Annotated in this window: 16 protein-coding genes and 1 pseudogene; 3 read left to right on the top strand and 14 right to left on the bottom strand. The window is 37.3% G+C overall.

Annotated elements, in window-relative coordinates:
• The first annotated feature begins 222 nt into the window (after window positions 1–222).
• Together mutL and ACFIQC_RS07270 are read left to right on the top strand one after the other, a co-directional pair.
• Window positions 223–2,076 (top strand): DNA mismatch repair endonuclease MutL, encoded by a 1,854-nt coding sequence (gene mutL / locus ACFIQC_RS07275; protein WP_375630303.1) that lies wholly within the window; start codon window positions 223–225, stop codon window positions 2,074–2,076.
• Between the two features lie 109 nt (window positions 2,077–2,185).
• Entirely contained in the window at window positions 2,186–2,422 is a 237-nt protein-coding gene (locus ACFIQC_RS07270; protein WP_375608064.1) for a DUF2093 domain-containing protein, read from the top strand.
• 19 nt (window positions 2,423–2,441) lie between these two features.
• Here the strand turns inward: ACFIQC_RS07270 and lpxK are convergent, their stop codons facing one another.
• From lpxK to ACFIQC_RS07230, 8 genes are all read right to left on the bottom strand, one after another.
• On the bottom strand, window positions 2,442–3,482 hold the full coding sequence (gene lpxK, locus ACFIQC_RS07265; RefSeq protein WP_375706954.1) for a tetraacyldisaccharide 4'-kinase: 1,041 nt from the start codon (window positions 3,480–3,482) through the stop codon (window positions 2,442–2,444).
• Window positions 3,472–4,794: a lipid IV(A) 3-deoxy-D-manno-octulosonic acid transferase gene (gene waaA / locus ACFIQC_RS07260; RefSeq protein ID WP_375640980.1), complete on the bottom strand. Its 1,323-nt coding sequence runs from the start codon at window positions 4,792–4,794 to the stop codon at window positions 3,472–3,474. The genes lpxK and waaA overlap by 11 nt, the downstream gene beginning before the upstream one ends.
• 1,370 nt (window positions 4,795–6,164) lie before the next feature.
• Window positions 6,165–6,410, bottom strand: coding sequence for a DUF4170 domain-containing protein (locus ACFIQC_RS07255; protein WP_375621070.1), 246 nt, complete (start codon window positions 6,408–6,410; stop codon window positions 6,165–6,167).
• Between the two features lie 46 nt (window positions 6,411–6,456).
• Window positions 6,457–7,263, bottom strand: a complete 807-nt coding sequence (locus ACFIQC_RS07250) for a 3'(2'),5'-bisphosphate nucleotidase CysQ (protein WP_375612376.1) — start codon at window positions 7,261–7,263, stop codon at window positions 6,457–6,459.
• Complete coding sequence (locus ACFIQC_RS07245) at window positions 7,250–8,581, bottom strand: TldD/PmbA family protein (RefSeq protein WP_375706953.1); 1,332 nt, start codon at window positions 8,579–8,581, stop codon at window positions 7,250–7,252. The genes ACFIQC_RS07250 and ACFIQC_RS07245 overlap by 14 nt, the downstream gene beginning before the upstream one ends.
• 1,199 nt (window positions 8,582–9,780) lie before the next feature.
• A complete protein-coding gene (locus tag ACFIQC_RS07240) occupies window positions 9,781–10,230 on the bottom strand; it encodes a hypothetical protein (RefSeq protein WP_375621073.1) in 450 nt (149 codons plus the stop codon).
• A gap of 543 nt (window positions 10,231–10,773) precedes the next feature.
• Window positions 10,774–11,340, bottom strand: coding sequence for a 16S rRNA (guanine(966)-N(2))-methyltransferase RsmD (gene rsmD, locus ACFIQC_RS07235; protein ID WP_375706952.1), 567 nt, complete (start codon window positions 11,338–11,340; stop codon window positions 10,774–10,776).
• Window positions 11,321–12,721 carry a pseudouridine synthase gene (locus tag ACFIQC_RS07230; protein ID WP_375693286.1) on the bottom strand — a complete coding sequence of 467 codons (1,401 nt, stop codon included), beginning with the start codon at window positions 12,719–12,721 and terminating at the stop codon, window positions 11,321–11,323. The genes rsmD and ACFIQC_RS07230 overlap by 20 nt, the downstream gene beginning before the upstream one ends.
• Before the next feature lie 269 nt (window positions 12,722–12,990).
• On the opposite strand from ACFIQC_RS07230, the gene ACFIQC_RS07225 reads away from it, so the two are divergent.
• A complete protein-coding gene (locus tag ACFIQC_RS07225) occupies window positions 12,991–13,437 on the top strand; it encodes a nucleoside deaminase (protein WP_375632591.1) in 447 nt (148 codons plus the stop codon).
• Between the two features lie 649 nt (window positions 13,438–14,086).
• On the opposite strand, the gene ACFIQC_RS07220 is transcribed toward ACFIQC_RS07225, so the two are convergent.
• The 6 genes and pseudogenes from ACFIQC_RS07220 to ACFIQC_RS07195 all read right to left on the bottom strand — a co-directional run.
• The gene (locus tag ACFIQC_RS07220; RefSeq protein ID WP_375612104.1) at window positions 14,087–14,578 is read right to left on the bottom strand and encodes a hypothetical protein; all 492 of its coding nucleotides are present in this window, start codon (window positions 14,576–14,578) and stop codon (window positions 14,087–14,089) included.
• Window positions 14,579–14,756: 178 nt separating this feature from the next.
• Complete coding sequence (gene ileS / locus ACFIQC_RS07215) at window positions 14,757–17,672, bottom strand: isoleucine--tRNA ligase (RefSeq protein ID WP_375706951.1); 2,916 nt, start codon at window positions 17,670–17,672, stop codon at window positions 14,757–14,759.
• Between the two features lie 248 nt (window positions 17,673–17,920).
• Entirely contained in the window at window positions 17,921–19,708 is a 1,788-nt protein-coding gene (locus ACFIQC_RS07210) for a porin (RefSeq protein WP_375706950.1), read from the bottom strand.
• A 684-nt stretch (window positions 19,709–20,392) separates the two neighbouring features.
• A complete protein-coding gene (locus ACFIQC_RS07205; RefSeq protein WP_375608402.1) occupies window positions 20,393–20,752 on the bottom strand; it encodes a hypothetical protein in 360 nt (119 codons plus the stop codon).
• A 176-nt stretch (window positions 20,753–20,928) separates the two neighbouring features.
• Window positions 20,929–21,330 (bottom strand): hypothetical protein, encoded by a 402-nt coding sequence (locus tag ACFIQC_RS07200; RefSeq protein WP_375630831.1) that lies wholly within the window; start codon window positions 21,328–21,330, stop codon window positions 20,929–20,931.
• Window positions 21,327–21,595 (bottom strand): annotated as a pseudogene (locus ACFIQC_RS07195) (hypothetical protein); the annotation flags it as partial. The gene ACFIQC_RS07200 and the pseudogene ACFIQC_RS07195, both read right to left, overlap by 4 nt.

The raw sequence follows: 21,595 nt of genomic DNA, 5'->3' as shown, positions 1-21,595 counted from the left end.
TTTTACATTGTTTCTTTTTTGACCTAGATGATAAACTGGTGCAAGCTATTTTAAAGTGATAAAAACTATTTTTATGTTTTTTCCAACCGACTTGTTAACATAAAATAAAATAGGAGGTATTGTAAAAATAATACCTCTCATGTTCTCTTATTCTTGAATGTCTCGCAAATGATGTTATCATAATTTTCTATAGAACCCTTAAGATTCCTGTTAGAATTTATTATGATTATACGCCATCTTAGCGAAAATATTATTAATCAAATCGCCGCCGGTGAAGTTATTGAACGACCAGCAAATGTTGTCAAAGAACTTGTTGAAAACGCTATTGATGCTGGTGCAACACGCATTGAAATTATTACAGCAAATGGGGGAAAAAATTTTATAAAGGTGAGTGATAATGGTTATGGAATTCCTGCAGATCAATTAACTTTAGCAGTTTCTCGCCATTGTACCTCAAAGATTACCGATGACGTACACAATATCTGCTTCCTTGGATTTAGAGGAGAAGCCCTCCCTTCTATTGGTTCTGTTGCTAAACTTAAACTCATTTCACGAACAAAAGATGCTGAGAGCGCTGCTGAAATTTCCGTTACTGCAGGAAAAATTGTAGGACCCAAACCAGCTGCTGCGAATCTTGGAACAATTGTTGAAGTTCGTGATCTTTTCTTTGTCACACCGGCACGATTAAAATTTATGAAAACTGATCGGGCTGAAACAAGTGCTATTAGCGATATGATTAAACGAATTGCTATCGCATTTCCACATATCCGCTTTTCTCTTTCAGGACTAGACAGAACATCTATAGAACTGTCTGCTACAGAAAATAATACTCAAGGACAATTACAACGTATTACGCAAATTATGGGAAAAGAATTCGCCCCTAATAGCATTACACTGAATGCTGAACGCGAAGCAGTGCGCTTAACGGGTTTTGCTTGCTTGCCATCTTTTAACCGAAATAACAGCCTACATCAATTTGCTTATGTTAATGGGCGTCCCGTGCGTGATAAATTTCTATGGAGTGCACTCCGAGGTGCTTATGCTGATGTTATGCCCCGTGATCGTTATCCTGTCGCTATTCTTTTTATTGATCTCCCACCTGCTGAAGTAGATGTTAATGTTCACCCAGCTAAAGCTGATGTACGATTCCGTGATCCAGGATTAATTCGTGGTTTAATTGTTGGAGCTATTCGTGAAGCATTGCAGCAATCTGGTATTCGTCCGACTTCAACCCGTTCTGAAGCAATGCTTACTGCATTTCAAACACAACAACCATTGGCACAACAACCATTAGGCAATTTTAAGAACACGCACCAGTTCTCTTCTTATAACCCACAGCCTCATCATTTTACCAGCGCTTCAATGGTTCACAAACCCCTAGATATTACTAGCTCTTTTGATTTAAAAGAAGATGCTACTCCTATTATGGAGGGCTTAAATATACCAAGTGGAGATGCATACATTCCAAGCACTATACCTTCATCAGAAGAGTTATCTTATCCACTAGGAGCGGCCAGAGCACAAATTCATAAAAACTATATTATCGCCCAAACACAAGATAGTTTGATCATTGTCGATCAGCATGCAGCTCATGAACGATTAGTTTATGAAGCACTCAAAAATGCACTTTATTCCAAACCGCTTCCTTCACAGTTATTACTTATTCCTGAAATTGTAGAACTCTCTGAAGAGGATGCAACATGCCTTTTAACGCATAAAGATGCTTTGCAAAAATTTGGATTAGGAATAGAATCATTTGGACCAGGAGCAATTGTTGTGCGTGAAACCCCTTCCATGTTAGGAGAGATCAACGTCCAAGCTCTTATTAAAGATCTTGCAGATGAAGCCGCTGAGTATGATACAACAAACAATTTAAAAGCAATGCTTGATTATGTTGCAGCAACGATGGCCTGTCACGGTTCAATACGGTCAGGGCGCCTTTTACGCCCCGAAGAAATGAACACACTATTACGACAAATGGAGGCAATACCTAATACAAGTACATGTAATCATGGGCGCCCTACTTATATTGAACTCAAATTGGCAGATATAGAACGTCTTTTTGGCAGAAAATAAGCTCTTCATCATTTTTACAAGAAAAATATTTTAAAATTAACTCTCGACTTTATAATATATTTTATGGCACTTTTCTTGAATCTCTTGTATCAAGTAAAAAGGAGTTATAATGTTTCCCAATGGTGAACGCGAAGCAAAAATTCATTATTCTAATAACGGATATGACATTATAGAATATGGTACCTATACCATTTGTGCTGTTAGCGGGCAAAAAATCCCTATAGATGATTTAAAATATTGGAATCATCACCGCCAAGAAGCATATGCTAGTTGTGAAATATCCTATCAGCGTGAACTTGAGTGCAACCCATATCTCAAGCAATTATTAAAAACAAAAGAAAAATAACCCCTCGAAAGCTACAAATTTAGCCTTTGCCTTTTAGACAAGAAAATTCAAGGGAACGTTTTCTAAAGCGGGTCATGACCTCTTCAAGGACCATACGACAGAAGTCTTTTTGAACAAAATCGACATTCACATCAAAGACAATAAGATTTTTCAAACCTTTTTGCGTGTGAATTGTCTGTATACGGATATAATCTTTAGCTGTTGTTGCTAGCCATAAATTGTGCATTTTAGCCTTTTGTATAAGGCTTTTTAAATTTTTATCTGTGAAAAAATAGTGGTCTGGATATATGTAAGTTTGCACCACATGACCGGACAATTCTTTAATAGATTTAAAAAATTTATCTGGATTGCCAATACCAGCAAATGCCAAAAATGATTTTCCTGAAACCTCATCAGAGGCACTGGCTTTAAGATGAGCACGATATAAAGGCTTTCCAGTACGCGAAACAAGAAAAGCGACATTATCAAGCGCATCGGAATGACCAATCAATAAAACACTATCCATAAAAGAAAACTGCGTTTTTAATGGTACGCGCAAAGGTCCTGCTGGAAAGACAGCTCCATTACCAAAACCGCGCATCGCATCAACAACGAGTAACGCATAATCCATATAAAGACGGCGACTTTGAAATCCGTCATCCATTAAAATAAGATTACATCCCTCTTGTTTAAGCCGTTGTGCCGCTGCATAACGATTAGGTGATACAGCTACAAAAGCATGACGTGCAAGTAAAAGTGCCTCATCTCCGACACTATATGGAGTATCATATTTCTCATTTACAAGATGTACCCCTTTAACTGATCCACCATAACCACGAGATACAATACCAGGTACGAAACCAAGTTCTTTAGCCACTTTTGTAAAAGCAATAACAACCGGCGTTTTACCCGCACCGCCACATGTAAAATTTCCAATACACAAAACTGGCAGATCAATCACGGGAGGCTGTCTTGTCATAAAACGACTTGAAAAATAACCATACCCCCATGAAACTGGAGCTAACACAAAACGCAAAAAGCTTTTATTTTTCCACCAAAAACGAGGGGCGCTAATATGCATATCTACCCTGACGCTGACGTAAACCTGTTTGTATTACAAGGGGTTGTAAAAATGGATCTAAAATCTTTAATGTGCGCTCAAATGCACCTGCCATACCTGTCGCCACTTCATGAGCCTTATCAATCATTTCTTGCCGCAATGTTTCATTTGTTAAAAGCTTATACACCTGAATAGCAAGCTGTTTTGTATCTTGAACCATATATGCTGCATCATGCGTTAGAAATTGTTTGAACATCTCTTGAAAATTTGAAACATGAGGCCCTGTCAAAATAGCGGAACCAAGCAAAGCCAATTCCAATGGATTGTGTCCACCATTTCCACATAACGATTTACCAACGAAAGAAACTTTCGATAAGCGAAGAAAAAGTCCCATTTCTCCAATGGTATCTCCCCATAAAATATCGGTATTCATGTTTGGAACAACATCTCTACTCCTACGAATAAAACTTAACCCCTTATTATCGCATTTTCTGATAAGATCTTCTGAACGTTCAGGATGACGAGGTACAATAATTGTTAATAAATCTGGCAAATAATTTTTAACAATTTTATGGACCTCAAAAGCAATCTCCTCTTCCCCTTCATGCGTTGAAACAGCTGCCCAAACTGGGCGATTGCCGATAGCATTACGATAACGTGCAAGCAATTCTTGATTTTCAACCAGAAAAACATCAGCCTTGAGATTACCAGAAAACGTAACAGATTTTACGCCAAGTGTATGGTAATAAGCTACATCTCTTTCGTTTTGACCAATCGCCAAATCAATATCCTTAAAAATATGTTTGGCAAGAACGCGTCGTTTTTGCCAAGCTTTAAAAGAACGTTCAGACATATGGGCATTAACCAAAATCTGCGGAATACGCATTTTTGCAAGTTCTTTAATACGAAGGGGCCAAATTTCTGATTCACAAATCAAGACGAGATCAGGCTTCCAATGACTAATAAAACGGCGCACTGCAAAATCTAAATCCAAAGGAGCATATTGATGAATCAACCTATCACCAAAATGTTTTTTCACAAGAGTCGAAGAGGTCACAGTCCCTGTTGTCATTAATACATTGATTTTCAATGATAAAATATAATTTACAAGTGGAAAAAGTGCAAGTGTTTCTCCAACACTTGCTGCATGCAACCAAACTAATGAACCTTGGGGACGTACATGAGAACTTTTACCTAAACGCTCTTTTTTGCGACACCACTCTTCTTTTCCACGAATAGCACGAAAGAACAAATAAAAAGGAATAACAGGACATAAGCAAAAACCAATTATCCGATAGCTTAAAAGAGCCGTATGTGCCTTTAATTCTACCATTTAAAATCACCTCATCCAGCTATTTTAAGATATCTATATACTTATTTTGTTAAAAAAATCATCAACGCTATTGGTTGCATCCATATTTTTTAATATCATCCATATCTTAAATAAAAAAAGCTTAATCCATGAGAAAATTCAATACATATACACATTATTTAAATCTCTTTTAATTAAATTTTGTAACTTATATCGATTTTATCACTTCATTCTGCACCCTATAAAAAATCTTACTCAAAAATAACAAAACTACATTTCAGTCGATTATAATTTTTAAAATATAAATGATAAACCTATGACATAGATTGTATCAATTTTTTCAACTCACTGAATAAATACTTCTTATGATTTTAATGAGACTTTGAATTTTGCACGTTGGTATTTTAGAGAAAAAGCTTATTTTTACATATGTTAGGTATTGTCAATTTTTCAAAAAATAACCCATATAGACATTACAACCTAATATAAATACAACAAATAAAATGTGTTTAAAAGAAAGCTCAATCTCTATTATTTCATTTCAATAAAATGAATATGTCAAACTAATCTTAAAAACTTTTGAATAGTATAGAGTTCTCATTTTAAATTGTGATATAATCTCTTAAAGGTAATCTAGAAAAATCTAATCTCGTTTAATAGAGAATTTCTTAAAAGTCTTAAAGCAATTTAAATAAGAGTTTTCAAAATTTTAAATCCTCTCTTTTCAGGAGGTCGCAATGATATATTATTCCTTTTAAGATTGTATATAATCAACACAAAATGATTAACTTATAGATTGTAGTTTTAAATGAGTACTCAAGAAATCCTTATGAGGTAAGTTAACTTCATAAATCTATTCAGTTTCTCTAAGTTTCTAATTTTGGTAAAGTTTCTAACGACTTTCATGGTTTCTAAGCTTATAGTAATAACTCGTTTAAAAAATTCCAATAGATAAGTAACGAGTGCTAATAATCTCAACAGAGTAGTAATTGCTATCATTAATAATGCTACTCTTTTTATTAATCTTAACGCATTAGTGTCTCATACCCCATTCAAAAGCAGAGTGACTATTCACAATATAATCATAAACTTCGAGTGATAGCTGTCATGATAATATTGCTGTTGTAAATAGGTTGATAGAAACTGTCTTGCATTTTTATTAAGCGTAAAGATGGTGGTGCAATAATGGATTTTATACCTTGCACGGACACTATTATGAAATGGGCTTGGGTGCTTTGGGAGATGTTTCTTAAAAAAACATATGAATTTTAAACAACAAGCATATTCTTTTTTACGGCATTCTATTTTACCCGAAGAACGTACCTATGAAAAGGACGACTAAACAAAAGCATGAAGCAATCTACAGGTTATAATGACCAAATATTCAAGCTTTATTCTGCATCGCCTAACTCAGCATCAAGAAACTGATGCAAATCTACAATGTAATAACGTTGTAATGCATTATCTACACTGCTTTGTGCTTTTGCCTGCCATGCTTCTTGAGCGGATTGATAATCTGAGAAAATACCAACCACATCTAAATCATCAGGATTCTTAAATTGATTACTGTTAAGATTTTTTAATTCCCCACCAAATACAAGATGTAAATATTGTTTTTTTTCTTTGGTTTCAGTCATATGTGCCTCCATATCATTTAGATTATCTTAGCGCGCTTTTACGTGATTAAACTAACTTTGTTTGACGAACAACATCTATCATATCTTGACAGCAATTATTTTTACCAGCAATTAAAAGTCCATACTGGTAAGGTTCAATTCCATAAGATAGTAAAGGGGCATCAAGCGATAAAAAACACCCTCCACACTCCTGCAAAATAAGATCAGCAGCGGCAATATCCCATTCATGACAATTTGGACGAACTAATACGATATCAATTTCATCTTGAGCAACAAGAACAATACGATAAGCAAGAGAAGGAAGATAATGGTAAAGACTGACTTGATTGAGAAAATCATCTGGTAATTTTTGTGCGAGCGATTTATCAAGTGAAATTTTATATTTTCGATGAACCTCAAAGGCTAAACGAGGAAGTTTTATCCCATTTAATGTTGCCCCTCCACCTGTTACAGCTGTATAAACATCTCCTTGAGCCGGACATTGTAGAACGCCCACAATAGGACGCCCATTCTCAATAATGGCAACCGAAATACACCAATAAGGATTGCCAGAAAGAAAACCACGCGTTCCATCAATAGGATCAACAACAAAAGAGCGCTCATAATAATCTTGTTTTTCTCGATTATCTTTTGTTTCTTCTGAAATCCATCCATAATTTGGACGAGCTCCAAGAAGCCTCTCTTTCAAGAAATGATCAACAGCAAAATCTGCTTCACTAACTGGGGAATTACCTTCTTTAATCCAGACATCCAACGTGCATCCAAAATACCGCATTGCTAAATCTCCTGCCTCTCGACAAACATCACGCAAAAGATTTAAATCAGAAGAATGATGCGTGTTATTTTCCTGCAAGTGTCATCCCTTCAATTAACAATGTTGGAGCAGCTGTACTATAACGCCGATCAATATCATTGGCAGGTGTTAAATGTGCTAACATATGAAGCAAATCAGAACCTAGCGTTACTTCACTTACCGGATAAGCAATTTCACCATTTTCAATCCAAAAACCGGAAGCCCCACGACTATACTGACCAGTAATAAAATCAATGCCATGACCGAATAATTCGGTCACATAAAATCCATTTCGCAAATCTTTTATCATATCGCAAGGCGATACTAAACCCGGTTCAATAGCAAAATTTGTACTGGTCGGCTGCACTAATGATGCCGAACGCATACCGTGTCCATTTGTTTTAAGTCCCAATTCACGTGCTGTAGATGATGAAAGAAGCCAATTTTTTAAAATACCATTTTCAATAATATTGAGTGTTTGCCCCTCTACCCCTTCTCCATCAAAAGGATGAGAAGCATTTCCACGTAATCGCAAAGGTTGATCGGTTACATTAACATTAGGCTTCATCACTTCCTTGCCTAGGAAATTCTGTAAAAGACTCGTTTTTCGAACCACAGAGGCTCCATTGACCATAGATGCGATATGCCCTGCAATTCCACGAGCCGTACGCGGATTAAAAATAACATCAACGCTCCCAGTCGCCGCACGAACTGCACCCAAACGTCGAACAGCACCAAGCCCTGCATTCTTTCCCACAGTTTCTGCTGCCTCTAAATCAGAAAAATGTAAGGCTGTTGTATAATCATAATCCCGCTCCATCTGTGTTCCTTCACCTGCAAGAGCACTACAAGAACGTGAAAAACAACTTGAGCGATAGGCTCCACAAAAACCATCGCTGGTCACAAGAATAAACCCACTACGGCCATAAGCTGTTGCAGCGCCACCAGAATTGCTTACACCTTTAACATCAAGAGCTGCTGCCTCCGTTTTTAAAGCATCTTCTGTTAAAAAATGACTGCTGGGTACAAAATTATCAAAAAGATCAAGATCTTTAGGATACTTAACCAAACACTCTTTATCTGCCAAACCTTCAAATAAACTATCGGGAGAAGCTTTAGCCATCGCAACAGCACGTTCCGCAAGTTCTTGCGGATAAGATCCTAAATTAGCAGAAACACTTGCTACTTTTTTTCCAACAAAAACCCTTAGAGTAAAATCATTGCTCTCTGCTGCTTCTGTCGATTCGACTTTCCCAAAACGAACTGATACACTGGTAGAATGAGCATGAACAATAACAGCATCAGCAGCATCTGCCCCAGAACGCTTTGCTGCTTCAACCAGCGAAACAGCTTTCTCAATCTGGTTTTTGTCAGTCATTATAGACTCCCTAAAATATTTTATTATTTACATTGATAAGCATTCTGACAAATTTATACAAATCAGAATATAACTCTTGTGTATTGATTCATAAGATTATGCACATTCATGCATTCTTTTTCTTTTAATGCATTAAATCATTTCCCTTTTAGCTTCTTTATGAAAAGACGTAATATGCCGTATATGCCGTAAAATCTCTTTAGTTTCAAGATTTCTCATGGGGCCCTTATCATTTTAGGAGCCAAATCTCCACTGACAATCAAATCAACAGAACAATTGGCAATTAACAAAAGTCTTAGCAATAACACTTGAATTTAAGCCAAAATCCTCAAAAATTCGAAAAGCATAAAATGATTTAAATCACAGGTCTTCCTTCCTCTGGGTAGTAAAAAACTTACCTCATATCTTTCCTATAGCATTCTTTTATTTCCAAGCAAGAATCAAGAAAATGCCTTATATTTGTATACACTTCTTTGCTTCTATAAACTCTCTCATAATGAGACGGCACTCTTGTAAATGAAACAAAACTTAAACAGAGTAAAAAATATTTCCTTCCATTATGGTTTCAACAAAATGAGCAGTCATAAACTTCTTTACCCTAATGGACGTAATATCATAAAGAACTCATTTTTATATTTAAAAGTAATCAAGAAATTATCTTGTAATCTTTCAATAAAATTAACAGTTTGATTTATACTTATAATTTATTGTTTTGTAATTTGTATAAAAAAGCCTAATATCATAAAATTCTCTCTGTTTCGAACCTATTCATGTTGAGTCAATCACAACTATTTGCGAGCAAATCATAAGTAAGGAGCGTATGAATGAAAACCATTTAAGAAGAAATCAAAATATCTCTTATGAAGGTTTTAAATGCAAAAGCTATCGCAACATTAGAAACCAGCAAATATCATGACAATATGGACCTACATCATAAGAGAAGCAATGAGCTTCTGAAACTTTCTCATTTTCAACGAAGAGAGCATCTTATAAGCTTTTATATATAAAAAATTCAATGAATTTCATAAGATTTTTAGCGCAAAATTAATCCCGTAAGATGCTTTGACACGATTTCAACAGCTAACTAAAACCAAATCATAGCTCATCAATTTGCTATATACTCATAACTGATTTCATTCTAACAAGGCTAAGAGTTCTGCACCTTTTAAAGGTATTAACTTCTTTATAAATGTACCCCCTTACAAAATGCTTTTGTTTTCAGTAAGAGCACGTCTACTCATTTCAATCATTGCATCCCGAAGATGTAACTTAATTTTTGATCCAATAATCATTCCAAATAAAGGAGCAAGTAAACCAGACATGATTACAGTATGACGGATTTTGTTATTTGAAGAACCAGTTTTTGTTGAACAAATATATTCATGATTAAAACTCATACGTGTAAAAGGAAGTTTAGCATAATCAGAAAAACAAACATTTTTTATAACTTTATCAAGCGTAAAAGTTACTGTAGGTCCCTTTTTAGGTTTCATGCGTCCTATAGCGCCTTCTTTGAAAGGACCAGAAAGTTCTACCCACTCAAGTTCACTATCCCAGCAAGGCCATGATGCCACATCTTCCCATATAGCCCAAATTTGCTCAGCACTTGCTTCTGTACTAATCTCTTCACTATATATCCAATTAAACACGACAATCTCCCCTTTTTTACAAATTACTTATCTTTAGTGATAAAGAATATTATAAAAAAGTACCCTTAAAGCTGCACAACGATAAGATACTTAATACTCTTAGATTTACTTACTATGTAATGATTAAATCAACAAGGGATACTACTAAACTAAACAGACAAATACTCAGGATAAATGAACAATATTTTCAATACTAAACAAAATATCTTTTTTAAATTTATACAATAACAAAAATAGAAGTTACGCATCATATAAGATATAAATGCAAACTGCACAGCTTAAAGCTTTCAACTGCTGATGAAATGTGATGATTAAGGTATAGCAGAAAAAAATTAAACAAAAAAGATCATAACTATTATCGAGGAATATATATCCTATTGGAGAAAAAACATCCTTCTGTAGTAAAGCTAATAAAAATTCATCAATTCCTTTAACATTAGAATCTTTTATTGATTTTCTACTTGACCTTTTAAAAACCATATAAAATGAAGAAAACTGTGTAAAAGCATTTTTTCATCCTATCGGATAAAAACAAGAACTTTCTCAAGATGTAAGCGATCGTAATTTATAGAGACGTACTGCTGTCTCACCATAAAAACGCTCATCGTCTAGATAAAAGACGTTAGGTAAATAAATCATTGTATCTTTCTTTTCTTCAAGTATGAAGAGTGTATCAGCTTTTGCCCACCCTCCTCGCAAAGCTTCTACAAAAGCACGTTCACCTAAACAACGGCTATAGGGAGGATCAGCGCAGATAACATCAAATGGCAGCATTGTGCCAATATTGCCAAGTTTGGTCGCATCACGACGCAAAATCCGTCCTATCGACTGTAATTCAAAGGCTTCTATATTTTTTTGAAGCAACCCACGCCCCTCAACCGAGTTTTCAACAAAAACAGCCGCCTTTGCTCCACGCGAAAGTGCTTCGATGCCTAAAGCACCAGTACCAGCAAAAAGATCAAGAATGCGTTTATTGGTCCAAAATTCTTCTTCACGGCTAGAAAGAATATTAAAAAGGCTTTCACGTGTACGATCACTCGTTGGGCGAATCGACTGATTAACAGGCGAAAACAAAACACGCCCAGCAAATTTACCGCCTATGATCCGCACGTGGACCTCCAAATCGCTTCGAAGTTTTTGCAGCGTCCCTATGTGGTTTAGATTTTTTCATAGCACCACCAAACGATTTTACCTTTTTCTTTCTCTCAAAAGAATGTTCATCATGATCACCTTTTATCATTTTCTCTTTATCCTTTAAAAAGCGATCTTTCTTACCAAAGGGATGCGTCTCGTCATAAGATATTTTGCCATGTTTTTGAACAAAACTTTCCCTCTTCTCTTTGTATGACGGATCTTCTTTTAGTTTTTCCTTGCCTCGATGAAATGATTTTCTACCATCCAAATCGCTCTTATGACCATGCGATTTCTCCTCACTATAAGAAGGCTTTCTACGTGCACTTTGCGGACGTGCACCAGGAGCCATCCAAACATTAGCTCGGCGAGAACGCGGTAGAAAACGCTCTGCTTTTCCTTCTTCACTTTTCTCCTTCTTTACATTCTCATGAGACTTTGTACTTAATCCTGCGCGACTATGTTCAACAGAACCATCTCTTGGTCGGCGTCGTATCGCCCTTTCACTTGAGAAAACCCAACCATCATTTGCAACAGAAAGATCTTTCTGGCTTTGCTTTTCTGCAACAACTGCAGAATTTGAAAATGGCTTAAGAATAGGAGCATCAAAATCTGCATTGGCTTGCATAATTAAACGCTCCCCCAACTGATCTCGTAACATCCGCCCTTTTAACTCTTGCACGGCTCCTTCTTCTAAATCAGAGAGATGAAATGGACCATAAGATACACGTATTAATCGATTAACTGATAATCCCAATGCCCCTAAAACATTCTTTATTTCACGATTTTTTCCTTCTCGCAAAGCGACAGAAAGCCATACATTCGACCCTTGTTCGCGTTCAATTGATGCTTCAATCGAACCATAAAAAATACCATTAATCGCAATACCATTTTTAAGGTTATCCAACGCGCTCTGCTTGACTCTTCCATGAGCACGGACACGATATTTGCGGACCCACCCCGTTACAGGAAGCTCTAATACACGCGCTAAGCCACCATCATTGGTTAAAAGCAAAAGCCCTTCCGTGTTAATGTCAAGCCTTCCAACAGAAAGAACACGCGGCATTCCTTTTGGTAAATTACTAAAAACTGTAGGTCTGCCTTCAGGATCACGGTTCGTGGTGACAAGACCTGCTGGCTTATGGTAAAGCCATAAACGCGTTCGTTCTATAGGAGGTAAAGGTTTGCCATCAACTTTAATAACATCAGAGCGGCTAACATTAAAAGCAGGCGTTGTCACGACTTTACCATTCACAGAAATACGACCTGCAACAATCATCATTTCTGCATCTCGACGCGAAGCAATACCAGCACGCGCTAACCTTTTAGCAATTCGTTCACTCTCATTATTTTCATTCATTTGCGTTTCAAACCAATCTTTGCAAGTATGTTCAGAAAATTATTCACATGCACCATACCGCTTATCCTGAAAAAGGAAGTAGCATAATCATTTATCATTTTCTATCCTTTAACGACAATAATGTATCTGTCGACTTGCAAGTTTGTTTTAAACTCTTAAAAAAATAGAGGTATTCTTTTCATTATAAAAGCGTAATAAATTATTCATTCCATAGCATTCCTTATCGAGATAACCTTTAGATTTTCTATACCTTCAGTAGAAAGAATATTATGACTTTGACGCCCATGGAAATAGCCCTTTTAGAAGCGCAAGAGGCTGCAAAAAAAGATGAAGTTCCCGTAGGTGCTGTCATTACACGTGGAAAAGCTATCATTGCACGCGCTGGTAACTTTATAAAATCTGCATATGACCCTACAGGACACGCAGAAATACGCGCAATCCGTATGGCTTGCGAAACATTGCAAAACGAAAGGCTTCCTGATTGCGATCTTTATGTAACACTTGAACCTTGTGCTATGTGTGCCGCTGCCATTTCATTTGCACGCATACGACGTCTCTATTATGCAACAAATGATCCCAAAGGAGGTGCTATAGAAAATGGCCCACGTTTTTATCAGCAACCAACCTGCCATCACAAACCTGAAATTTATTCTGGTTTCAAGGAAAAAGAAGCAGCTCAATTACTTAAAGACTTTTTTATACAAAAGCGATACTAAAAATAATTCTTCTTCCATAACTTTCACTCTTTAAAACTATCCTACTTCTCAAAAAAGACTGTTAATTCTTCTGACATATATATATAGCAAAAGCTATTTCGAAGCATTTTTTCTCTCTTTTAATTCTGCATATTGTTTCTATTAGATGATACATTCATTCAAAAGAATAATTCATTATTTTGTATATAAAATATAAAGTCCAAAATATCGTAGATATACTCTCATTTCAAATTACATTGAAACAGTAAAAATCACTTTCTTGCACATCATAAGCGGAATTATCGTCTGGATAAAGAACGTTTTAGAAAAGACTAAAAATGTCTCTTATGAAAGCTCTCAAATGCAAGAATTATCGCAACATTGGAGTCTGTAAAATAAAATGATGGTATCCACTTTCTCCTTCCTAAGCATAAAGTATTGGAGCACAATAGATTTTACGTTATACTAGCCACATGAGCAATGTTGTAAAATGAGCTTGAGAAATGTTTCGTGTTAAGGAAACGCATAAGGAATCTCTCGATGCTGTTGTCATATTGCTATTTCATGAGAACACCCCCCTCCTACAGCAGCATTATAACTGCGCGCGAATGAGAGCTTGGTATCATAAGTAATTGGAAAAATACTTTACTTTAAATGTTTTGTCTTTTCCCTATCGACCAATAGGTGCGGTTTTTGCCGGTTGGCGATAACTTAAAGGTGGTTCAGTGAGATAGCGACGGTATTTTGAACTTCCAACTTGTGCTCTCTGACGACGTAAATATTCCTGTCGTTGCTTCGCATTCAACTGTGAAGGATTTTCTGAACCAACGCCATTAACTGACGATCCTTTGTGAGGAAAAGGAGTATTTCCTTGATGCTTCTTCGATGCTGCCATTTCATTGACAGATCTATCTTGTTGTGGTACCGGCAAAAATCTGCGTGAACTAGGGCTTGGTATTACAAGTTTTGGATGAGGTTTCATAACAATCTGGCTGCTGTTATTTGTTGGTGTTAATGAAGTGATATTAGCAACATCTTCAAAAAACTGTATTGAAACTGGTTTATTGGTACCATAGGTAGGAGCGGATAAATTGCATCCCGTTAAAACAAAGCACATCCCTAAAATTCCTATTGGAAATATTTTTATTTCACGTTTTCTCACTGCCTATTCCATTTCCTAGGTGTATGGCTGATTAATATTCCCGTTATTTATGAGAGAACGGTCCATACACAAATTTCCCCCCCTGCAGATAAAACAACGGAATTTTTTTCGTACCACAAAAAACTATATTCATCAATATGAGAAATTTACTTGCATTTCTTTCCTTTGATCTAAAACTTTAAATCTTGCCAAGAATCTGCAATTCCCGCAAAGCAGCTGCATCACGAGCAGATACATCCGGATAAGCTGGATCACTTCCAACATCTTGTGTATAACGCCATGATCGAGCACATTTTTTTCCTAATGCCTTCTCTGGATATACACCAACACCTTCAACATCATTCAAAGTAAAAGCATCAGAAGGTATCGTGTCCTGCGTAATTGTGAGTGCACTGGTAATACAGATCTCCGCCATATCCACATTTTCTAATGCCTCTCGTAAAACCAGATTGGAAATAAAAACAATAGGCGCAGCTTCTAAAGAGGATCCAATATGCTTATTAGCACGTTCAAGCTCTAAAGCACCTGTCACAACTTTACGGACCTGCCGAATTTTTTTCCAACGCTCAGCCAAAGATTGGTTTTGCCATTCTTCTGGTACAGAGCGAAATTGTTCCAAATGCACCGATTGGCTTTCTGGATAACGCTCTAACCAAGCTTCCTCCATAGTAAAAGGCAACATTGGAGCAAGCCATGTGACCATACGCTCAAAAATCTCACGGACAACCTGCAAGGAGGCCTTGCGTTTTTTTGATGAAGGCGCATCACAATAAAGAGAATCCTTGCGGATATCAAAATAAAATGCCGATAACTCAATGATTGAAAAATCCAATAATGCACGCATAATCTTTTTAAAATCAAATTCATCGTAAGCGCGATTAATCAACTGATCAAGTTCAAAAAGCCTATGCAATATAAATTTTTCAAGATCCGGCAGTGCACCATAAGATACTTCTTCTCCATCATCATGTGCTAAAGTTCCTAGCATCCAACGAATTGCATTGCGTAGTTTACGATATGAATCCACATTTGTTTGAAGTATTTTTTTGCCTAAACGCTGATCTTCCCAATAATCGGCTGTCATAACCCAGAGACGAAAAATATCAGCTCCAGATGTTTTAATGATTTCTTGCGGAACAACCGTATTGCCTAAAGATTTAGACATTTTCTTACCATTCTCATCCAAAGTAAAACCGTGTGTGATCACGGACTTATAGGGAGAACAAGCACGCGTACCACAGCTTTCCAAAAGAGAAGATTGGAACCATCCGCGATGTTGATCTGAACCTTCAAAATAAACATCAGCAGGCCATTTCAAATCAGCCCGATCTTCTAACACAAAGCTATGGCTGGCTCCAGAATCAAACCAAACATCCAAAATATCATAAACCTGTACCCAAGGCTCATGTGCACGCTCACCTAAAAAACGTTCACGTGCTCCTTCAGCAAACCATGCATCTGCCCCTTCTGCTTCAAAAGCCCGTAAAATACGCTCGTTCACACCTTCATCTTTTAGAATAACACCATCCTCATTCGCAAAAATACAAATAGGAACCCCCCAAGAACGCTGACGAGAAAGAACCCAATCAGGACGATCCTCTATCATAGAAGCTAGGCGGTTTTGCCCAGAAGATGGCACAAAACGCGTTTTTGAAACAGCTTCCAAAGCCCGACTACGTAAAGTTGAACCATCCCCAAAATCTTTATCCATTGAAATAAACCATTGCGGTGTATTGCGAAAAATAACGGGTTTTTTTGAACGCCAACTATGGGGATAGGAATGCTTTAAACGCCCCCGTGCAAACAATCGATCTGCTTTAATTAAAGCGTTAATGACCTCTTTATTGGCGTCACCCATTTTTCCATTATCATCAATAACACGTGCAGGTCCTCCTTCACGATCTGGTCCTAAACCTGGAACATCTTTCGTATAGAACCCTGCATCATCAACAGGAAACGGTATAGATGAATCAATCCCCGCTTGCTCCAGTAAGGACTTATAATCATTCCAAATTTCAAAGTCCTCACGCCCATGGCTTGGTGCTGTATGGACAAAACCTGTACCAGCACTCTCTGTTACGTGTGAACCATCAAGCAATGGAATTTTATAATTATACCCCCCAGCCAAACCTTTGAGTGGATGAGAAAGAACAAGAGCTTTCAATTCCTCAGCAGAAATAACACGCAAACGCTTCAAAACAAGTTTGGCTTTTTCTCCACAACTCATCGCTAAAGCGTCTGCAAAGAGAAGCTTTTCTCCCACTTGAGGACCAAAATCATTTTCAGCACTTTCAACTTCGTAAATACCATAAGAAATCTGTGAAGAATAACTCACTGCACGATTGCTTGGAATTGTCCACGGCGTTGTTGTCCAAATGACGACATAAGCACCATATAAATCATCAGAATTTGCTTCAAAAACAGGAAACTTAACCCAAAGCACCTCTGATTCATGATCATGATATTCAATCTCAGCCTCTGCCAAAGCCGTACGCTCCACAACAGACCACATCACTGGCTTGGAACCACGATAAATCTGATCTGACATAGCAAATTTTATCAATTCACTGGCAATGCGTGCTTCTGCATGAAAAGCCATTGTAGTATAAGGCGTGTTAAAATCTCCCACAACACCAAGGCGTTTAAATTCTTCACTTTGAATAGTTACCCAATGCTGTGCAAATTCACGGCATTCTTGACGAAACTCGTTAAGAGGTACCTCATCCTTATTTTTTCCTTGTGCTCGATATTTTTCTTCAATTTTCCATTCAATTGGAAGCCCATGGCAATCCCAACCAGGTACATAATTTGCATTAAAACCGCGCATTTGGAATGAACGGACAACCACATCCTTTAGAACTTTGTTTAAGGCATGCCCGATATGAATATGACCATTTGCATAAGGCGGACCATCATGAAGAATATAAAATGGACGATCTTTTGCTTGTTGACGCAATTGCGCATAAAGCCCCATATTTTCCCAACGCGCCATCAATTCAAGCTCTTTTTGCGGAAGCCCTGCACGCATAGGAAAATTTGTCTGTGGGAGATAAAGAGTTTTTGAATAATCTATTGTTTCATTTTTCACAGCCATTGTGAAATATCCCTGTCCACTTTTACGATTTCATTTTTGCATAACTTCCCTGAACCCTGCAACTCTGGTTTTTATCTATAGGGAAAGCCGAGCTTATCATTCGTATTAAGCAGCGATCAGGAAAATATATTATCACACTCTATGGGCTTTATCATGAAATTCACAAGAAAAGAAACCAAAAAGTGATCTTAAAAAAAATAAAGGCTCCACTAACAGTGGAGCCTCTTAGAAATTTACTCTTTAAAAAATTAGAATTTATAAGCTACACCAACACGGAAATCATTGGTTTTGTAGTTAACTTCAAGTTTTTCCTTTGCAAATTTCTTTTTACCAAAATCAGAGTAACGATATTCTGCACGTACAATCACATTATCCAAAAGCGAGAAATCAACGCCACCACCAAGTGTGTAACCAATCATGGTTTTTGTTTCATCAGCTAAGTTCTTAGAAGAAACGACTCTTCCATCCTCATCCTTAACAGATATTGATACAGTGTCTTGGAATTGCCCATAAGCAATACCACCAGCAAGATAAGGCATAAAGCGATCAGCAGCAAAACCAATACGTACCCGTGTAGCACCACCCCAATTTTGCTTGAAAGTATGACTTAAAGTTTCAACTGCATCCTCTTGATCAAGACCAAGTTCAGAAGCCATCTTTTTTATTTGTTCTATACCATATACACTGGAAGCGTTCTTATCCACCGCTTGTGTACTTTGTGCACCGTGTCCAGCCATATTCTGTCCACCATGAGAACGAGAAACATGTGGATTAGTACCATTCGGATGAGCACCAGAGCTATGCCCACCTGCATGAGGTGCACCATGCGAATTAGCATTTCCGCTACCATGGGAAGAACTATGATGACCTCCCTGTTGGGCTCCGCTTGTTCCATTAGAAGCTTTTGTCTCTGAACCAGAGGATGATCCTGATCTCGCAAGTACAAGTGGTCCGCTCGGTACTGTTTTTTCTGCTGATGGTTGTACCAATGTAGGTGCTTTTGCTGCTGGCTGTACTGCTGGTGTGGTTACAGTAGGTTTTACTGGTGCAGGCACTACTGATACAGTAGCTGATCGCGATGCTGACTGCACTGATGTTCCTGCTCCTGTTGTAAGGGATGTCGATTTAGGTGCAGCTGATTGTGATCCACCTACCGATGCCCCTCCTGTATCTGATCTTCCTGATGAGGACGATGGCAATTGCACTGATTTTGTCCCTGCACTGGAGAGTGTTAGTTTAGATGTATCAGCTGCTTGTATTCTCTCGCTTAATACTGTCGTTGTAGTCGTTCCTGCTTGTGGTTTTGTTACTTGATTAGCGGAAACTGCTTGTACTCCTGACAATTCAGATGTTAACGTTTTTGATGGTAGAGATGACACTACTGGCGTTTTTGTTGAATTAACATCGCCTGTTTGTTTGGATTGCACTGCTTCTGAAGCTGCTGGTGTAGGGTTTCCTGACGCAGATCCTGTTGCTGGCGTCCCTACTACTGCAGCTCCTGCACCAGCAGGTGTTCCTGCACCTGCAGATCCTCCTGAAGCGGATTTTGCTGCTTGCGTTTGTGCCTGTGTTCCTATTGCTTCTTGTGTTGGTTGAAGCGTTGATAGGCTTGCGGATCTGCGGGATCTTACGACTGCATTTTCTACTGTAGTGTTATCAGCCGCTCCTATGGTAATGGTCTTTGTGTGTTTTTTTCCAGATACCATTAAATCCGTATCGATGCCAAAAATAAAGTTATCACCGAGATCAATATTAGAACCTGCATAAAAACCACCTACAAAACCTGAAAGTTTAGGAGAGAACTCTTTATCTAGTGGTAAACTCTTTTCTTGACCAACAAGAGCCATATCAGCTTTGCTCGAAAAACCACCAGCTTGGACACCTAAATAAAGACCTGTCCATGAAAAAGTAGGTGCAACAATGGTAGAAGCAGTCGATGATGCTGGCTGATGAGGAATCATAACATCAGCAGCTAGTGCTGTAGACGCTGAAATTAAAGAAAAAATAGACGCTGTTATTAAACGTTTTGTATTCATAAAATCTCTCCAAATATCCAAAATGAAATTCATATAGAGCATCTTTTCTGAAATATCTGTAGCAAAAATGACACACTCACAAAAAAATAAAGAATTTTTGCAAATAAGGCTTCTTAAACTTTTAATTTTGCATTCAATAAGAATTTGTAAACTAAATCACACTAAAATTATGTGTATTAAAGTTGGATTCATTTTCATTAAAGTTTCGCATAACTGTTAATGATAATATTCTTTATAAATTTCTTTTACCAAAATCTAAATAACAGTATTCTGCATACAATAAACTATTATCTGTTATTGCAAAATCAATACCAGCGCAAACAGTGAAATCAAATATGGCCTTTTTTAAAACCAAGCGCCATCAAAGTTTCATCTATTTACCAGCATGATCTACTTTTAGTACTTTAGCAATAGTATTTTGTATCTAAAATTCAGAAAAACAAAGAAATTATTCAAACACTCGCAAAAAAACTTTTAGATTCTTTGCATAAACATCTTCATCCTGCTACATCACATTGATTTATAAAGATAACTTATTGTTTTCATGTTGAATGAAAAAACTAATTCTGTAGGATTCTATCATTTAAAATCTGTTCCATGTTGTATTAATTAAAATCACTTGCTTGCACGTTACAAGCGAAATTTTCGTAAGGACGGACAAGGCTTTCTCTGCTGAAGCAAGACCTAAGGTTTGCATTCAAGTTGTTCTGAATGCTTTTTACAATAAGGGCTATTTAAGCGTCTCTCAACACTTCGCTGAGGCATAACAGCACCAGGACGACATATGGGAAGATTATCCGATTTATGGTTCTCACACCAATCTTGTATTGTAAAGCTAGGACGAAAACCTGATTGCGCCATACACATTTCAATACTGGCAAATTGATTCAAATCTAGCGCCACAACCTTATTAAGGTCCGGTACTCCACATTCTAAAAGTATTTTATTTCTCCATAATGCTGGAGAAAGTGAGGGAATTGAGTTAACACATCCAGTGATACTTAACAGAGCTATACAACTCAACAGTTTTAAGATTTTCTTCATTCTTCCCCTCTTTCAATGGATTTATTTACAATAAACAGCTCATAAGCTTGTTGATATTTTCTGTCACCGCTGTTTAAACAACGGTGAACAATATTGAAATGGTTGCTTGAGGAAACAATCCCGCACAGGCATGTAAAAACGTGAGTGTGGGGATTGTCGGTCATCACAAACAAAACTTAAGGTTTGCATTCAGGTTGTACTGGACTTCTTTTACAAAAAGGGCTGTTTAAGCGCTTTTCGACACTTCTCTTCGGGATGACAGCACCAGGCTGACAAATGGGAAGGTTTTCCCTCCAATGATTCACACACCAAGATGGACCGCCATATCTGTCACGGAATCCTGCTTGAATCATACAAGCATAAATTGTTGCATTATCATTATTGCTGAGCTTTTGATTTTCAGCCTCAAGATAATTAAGGTGTGGCATGCCACATTCTAGCAATGCTTTTCCTACCTCGGTAAAGTCTGCTCCTGGCTTGATCCACCCATATACTTCCCCTGGAGGAGATTTGTCCATATCACATCCAGTAATACTTAATAGAATGAGCAGGCTCAATAAGTTAAATCGTATTTTCATTTTTTGTTCCCTGTTCTCGTGGAATAAAATTTTATAAAATCAAATGAACCGTAATCATTTTTACACTTAGCACTTGCATCAGCATAACAATTATGGGTACTAGGATTATAGCCGATGATCGCTCCCCCCATCTCTCTGAGGGGTAGAATTAACGGATGTAATGAATCATATGGTTTGGAACGTACCCCATAAGCCGTAGGCCAATTGTAACCAATCACTGTACTAATGGGGTCTAACATATGACCTTGTATGTAGATATAATTTT

The sequence above is a fragment of the Bartonella sp. AA126HLJHH genome, assembly GCF_042197425.1.
In the GTDB taxonomy this organism is placed as follows: domain Bacteria; phylum Pseudomonadota; class Alphaproteobacteria; order Rhizobiales; family Rhizobiaceae; genus Bartonella.
The sequence above is the reverse complement of the archived record's forward strand: the minus strand, read 5'-3'. Positions and strand labels throughout refer to the sequence as shown.

Excerpts from the sequence above, each read along its gene's own strand:
- mutL (WP_375630303.1), top strand. The coding sequence starts at position 223 with ATGATTATACGCCATCTTAGCGAAAATATTATTAATCAAATCGCCGCC.
- ACFIQC_RS07270 (WP_375608064.1), top strand. The coding sequence starts at position 2,186 with ATGTTTCCCAATGGTGAACGCGAAGCAAAAATTCATTATTCTAATAAC.
- lpxK (WP_375706954.1), bottom strand. The coding sequence starts at position 3,482 with ATGCATATTAGCGCCCCTCGTTTTTGGTGGAAAAATAAAAGCTTTTTG.
- waaA (WP_375640980.1), bottom strand. The coding sequence starts at position 4,794 with ATGGTAGAATTAAAGGCACATACGGCTCTTTTAAGCTATCGGATAATT.
- ACFIQC_RS07255 (WP_375621070.1), bottom strand. The coding sequence starts at position 6,410 with ATGACTGAAACCAAAGAAAAAAAACAATATTTACATCTTGTATTTGGT.
- ACFIQC_RS07245 (WP_375706953.1), bottom strand. The coding sequence starts at position 8,581 with ATGACTGACAAAAACCAGATTGAGAAAGCTGTTTCGCTGGTTGAAGCA.
- ACFIQC_RS07230 (WP_375693286.1), bottom strand. The coding sequence starts at position 12,721 with ATGAATGAAAATAATGAGAGTGAACGAATTGCTAAAAGGTTAGCGCGT.
- ACFIQC_RS07225 (WP_375632591.1), top strand. The coding sequence starts at position 12,991 with ATGACTTTGACGCCCATGGAAATAGCCCTTTTAGAAGCGCAAGAGGCT.
- ileS (WP_375706951.1), bottom strand. The coding sequence starts at position 17,672 with ATGGCTGTGAAAAATGAAACAATAGATTATTCAAAAACTCTTTATCTC.
- ACFIQC_RS07210 (WP_375706950.1), bottom strand. The coding sequence starts at position 19,708 with ATGAATACAAAACGTTTAATAACAGCGTCTATTTTTTCTTTAATTTCA.
- ACFIQC_RS07205 (WP_375608402.1), bottom strand. The coding sequence starts at position 20,752 with ATGAAGAAAATCTTAAAACTGTTGAGTTGTATAGCTCTGTTAAGTATC.
- ACFIQC_RS07200 (WP_375630831.1), bottom strand. The coding sequence starts at position 21,330 with ATGAAAATACGATTTAACTTATTGAGCCTGCTCATTCTATTAAGTATT.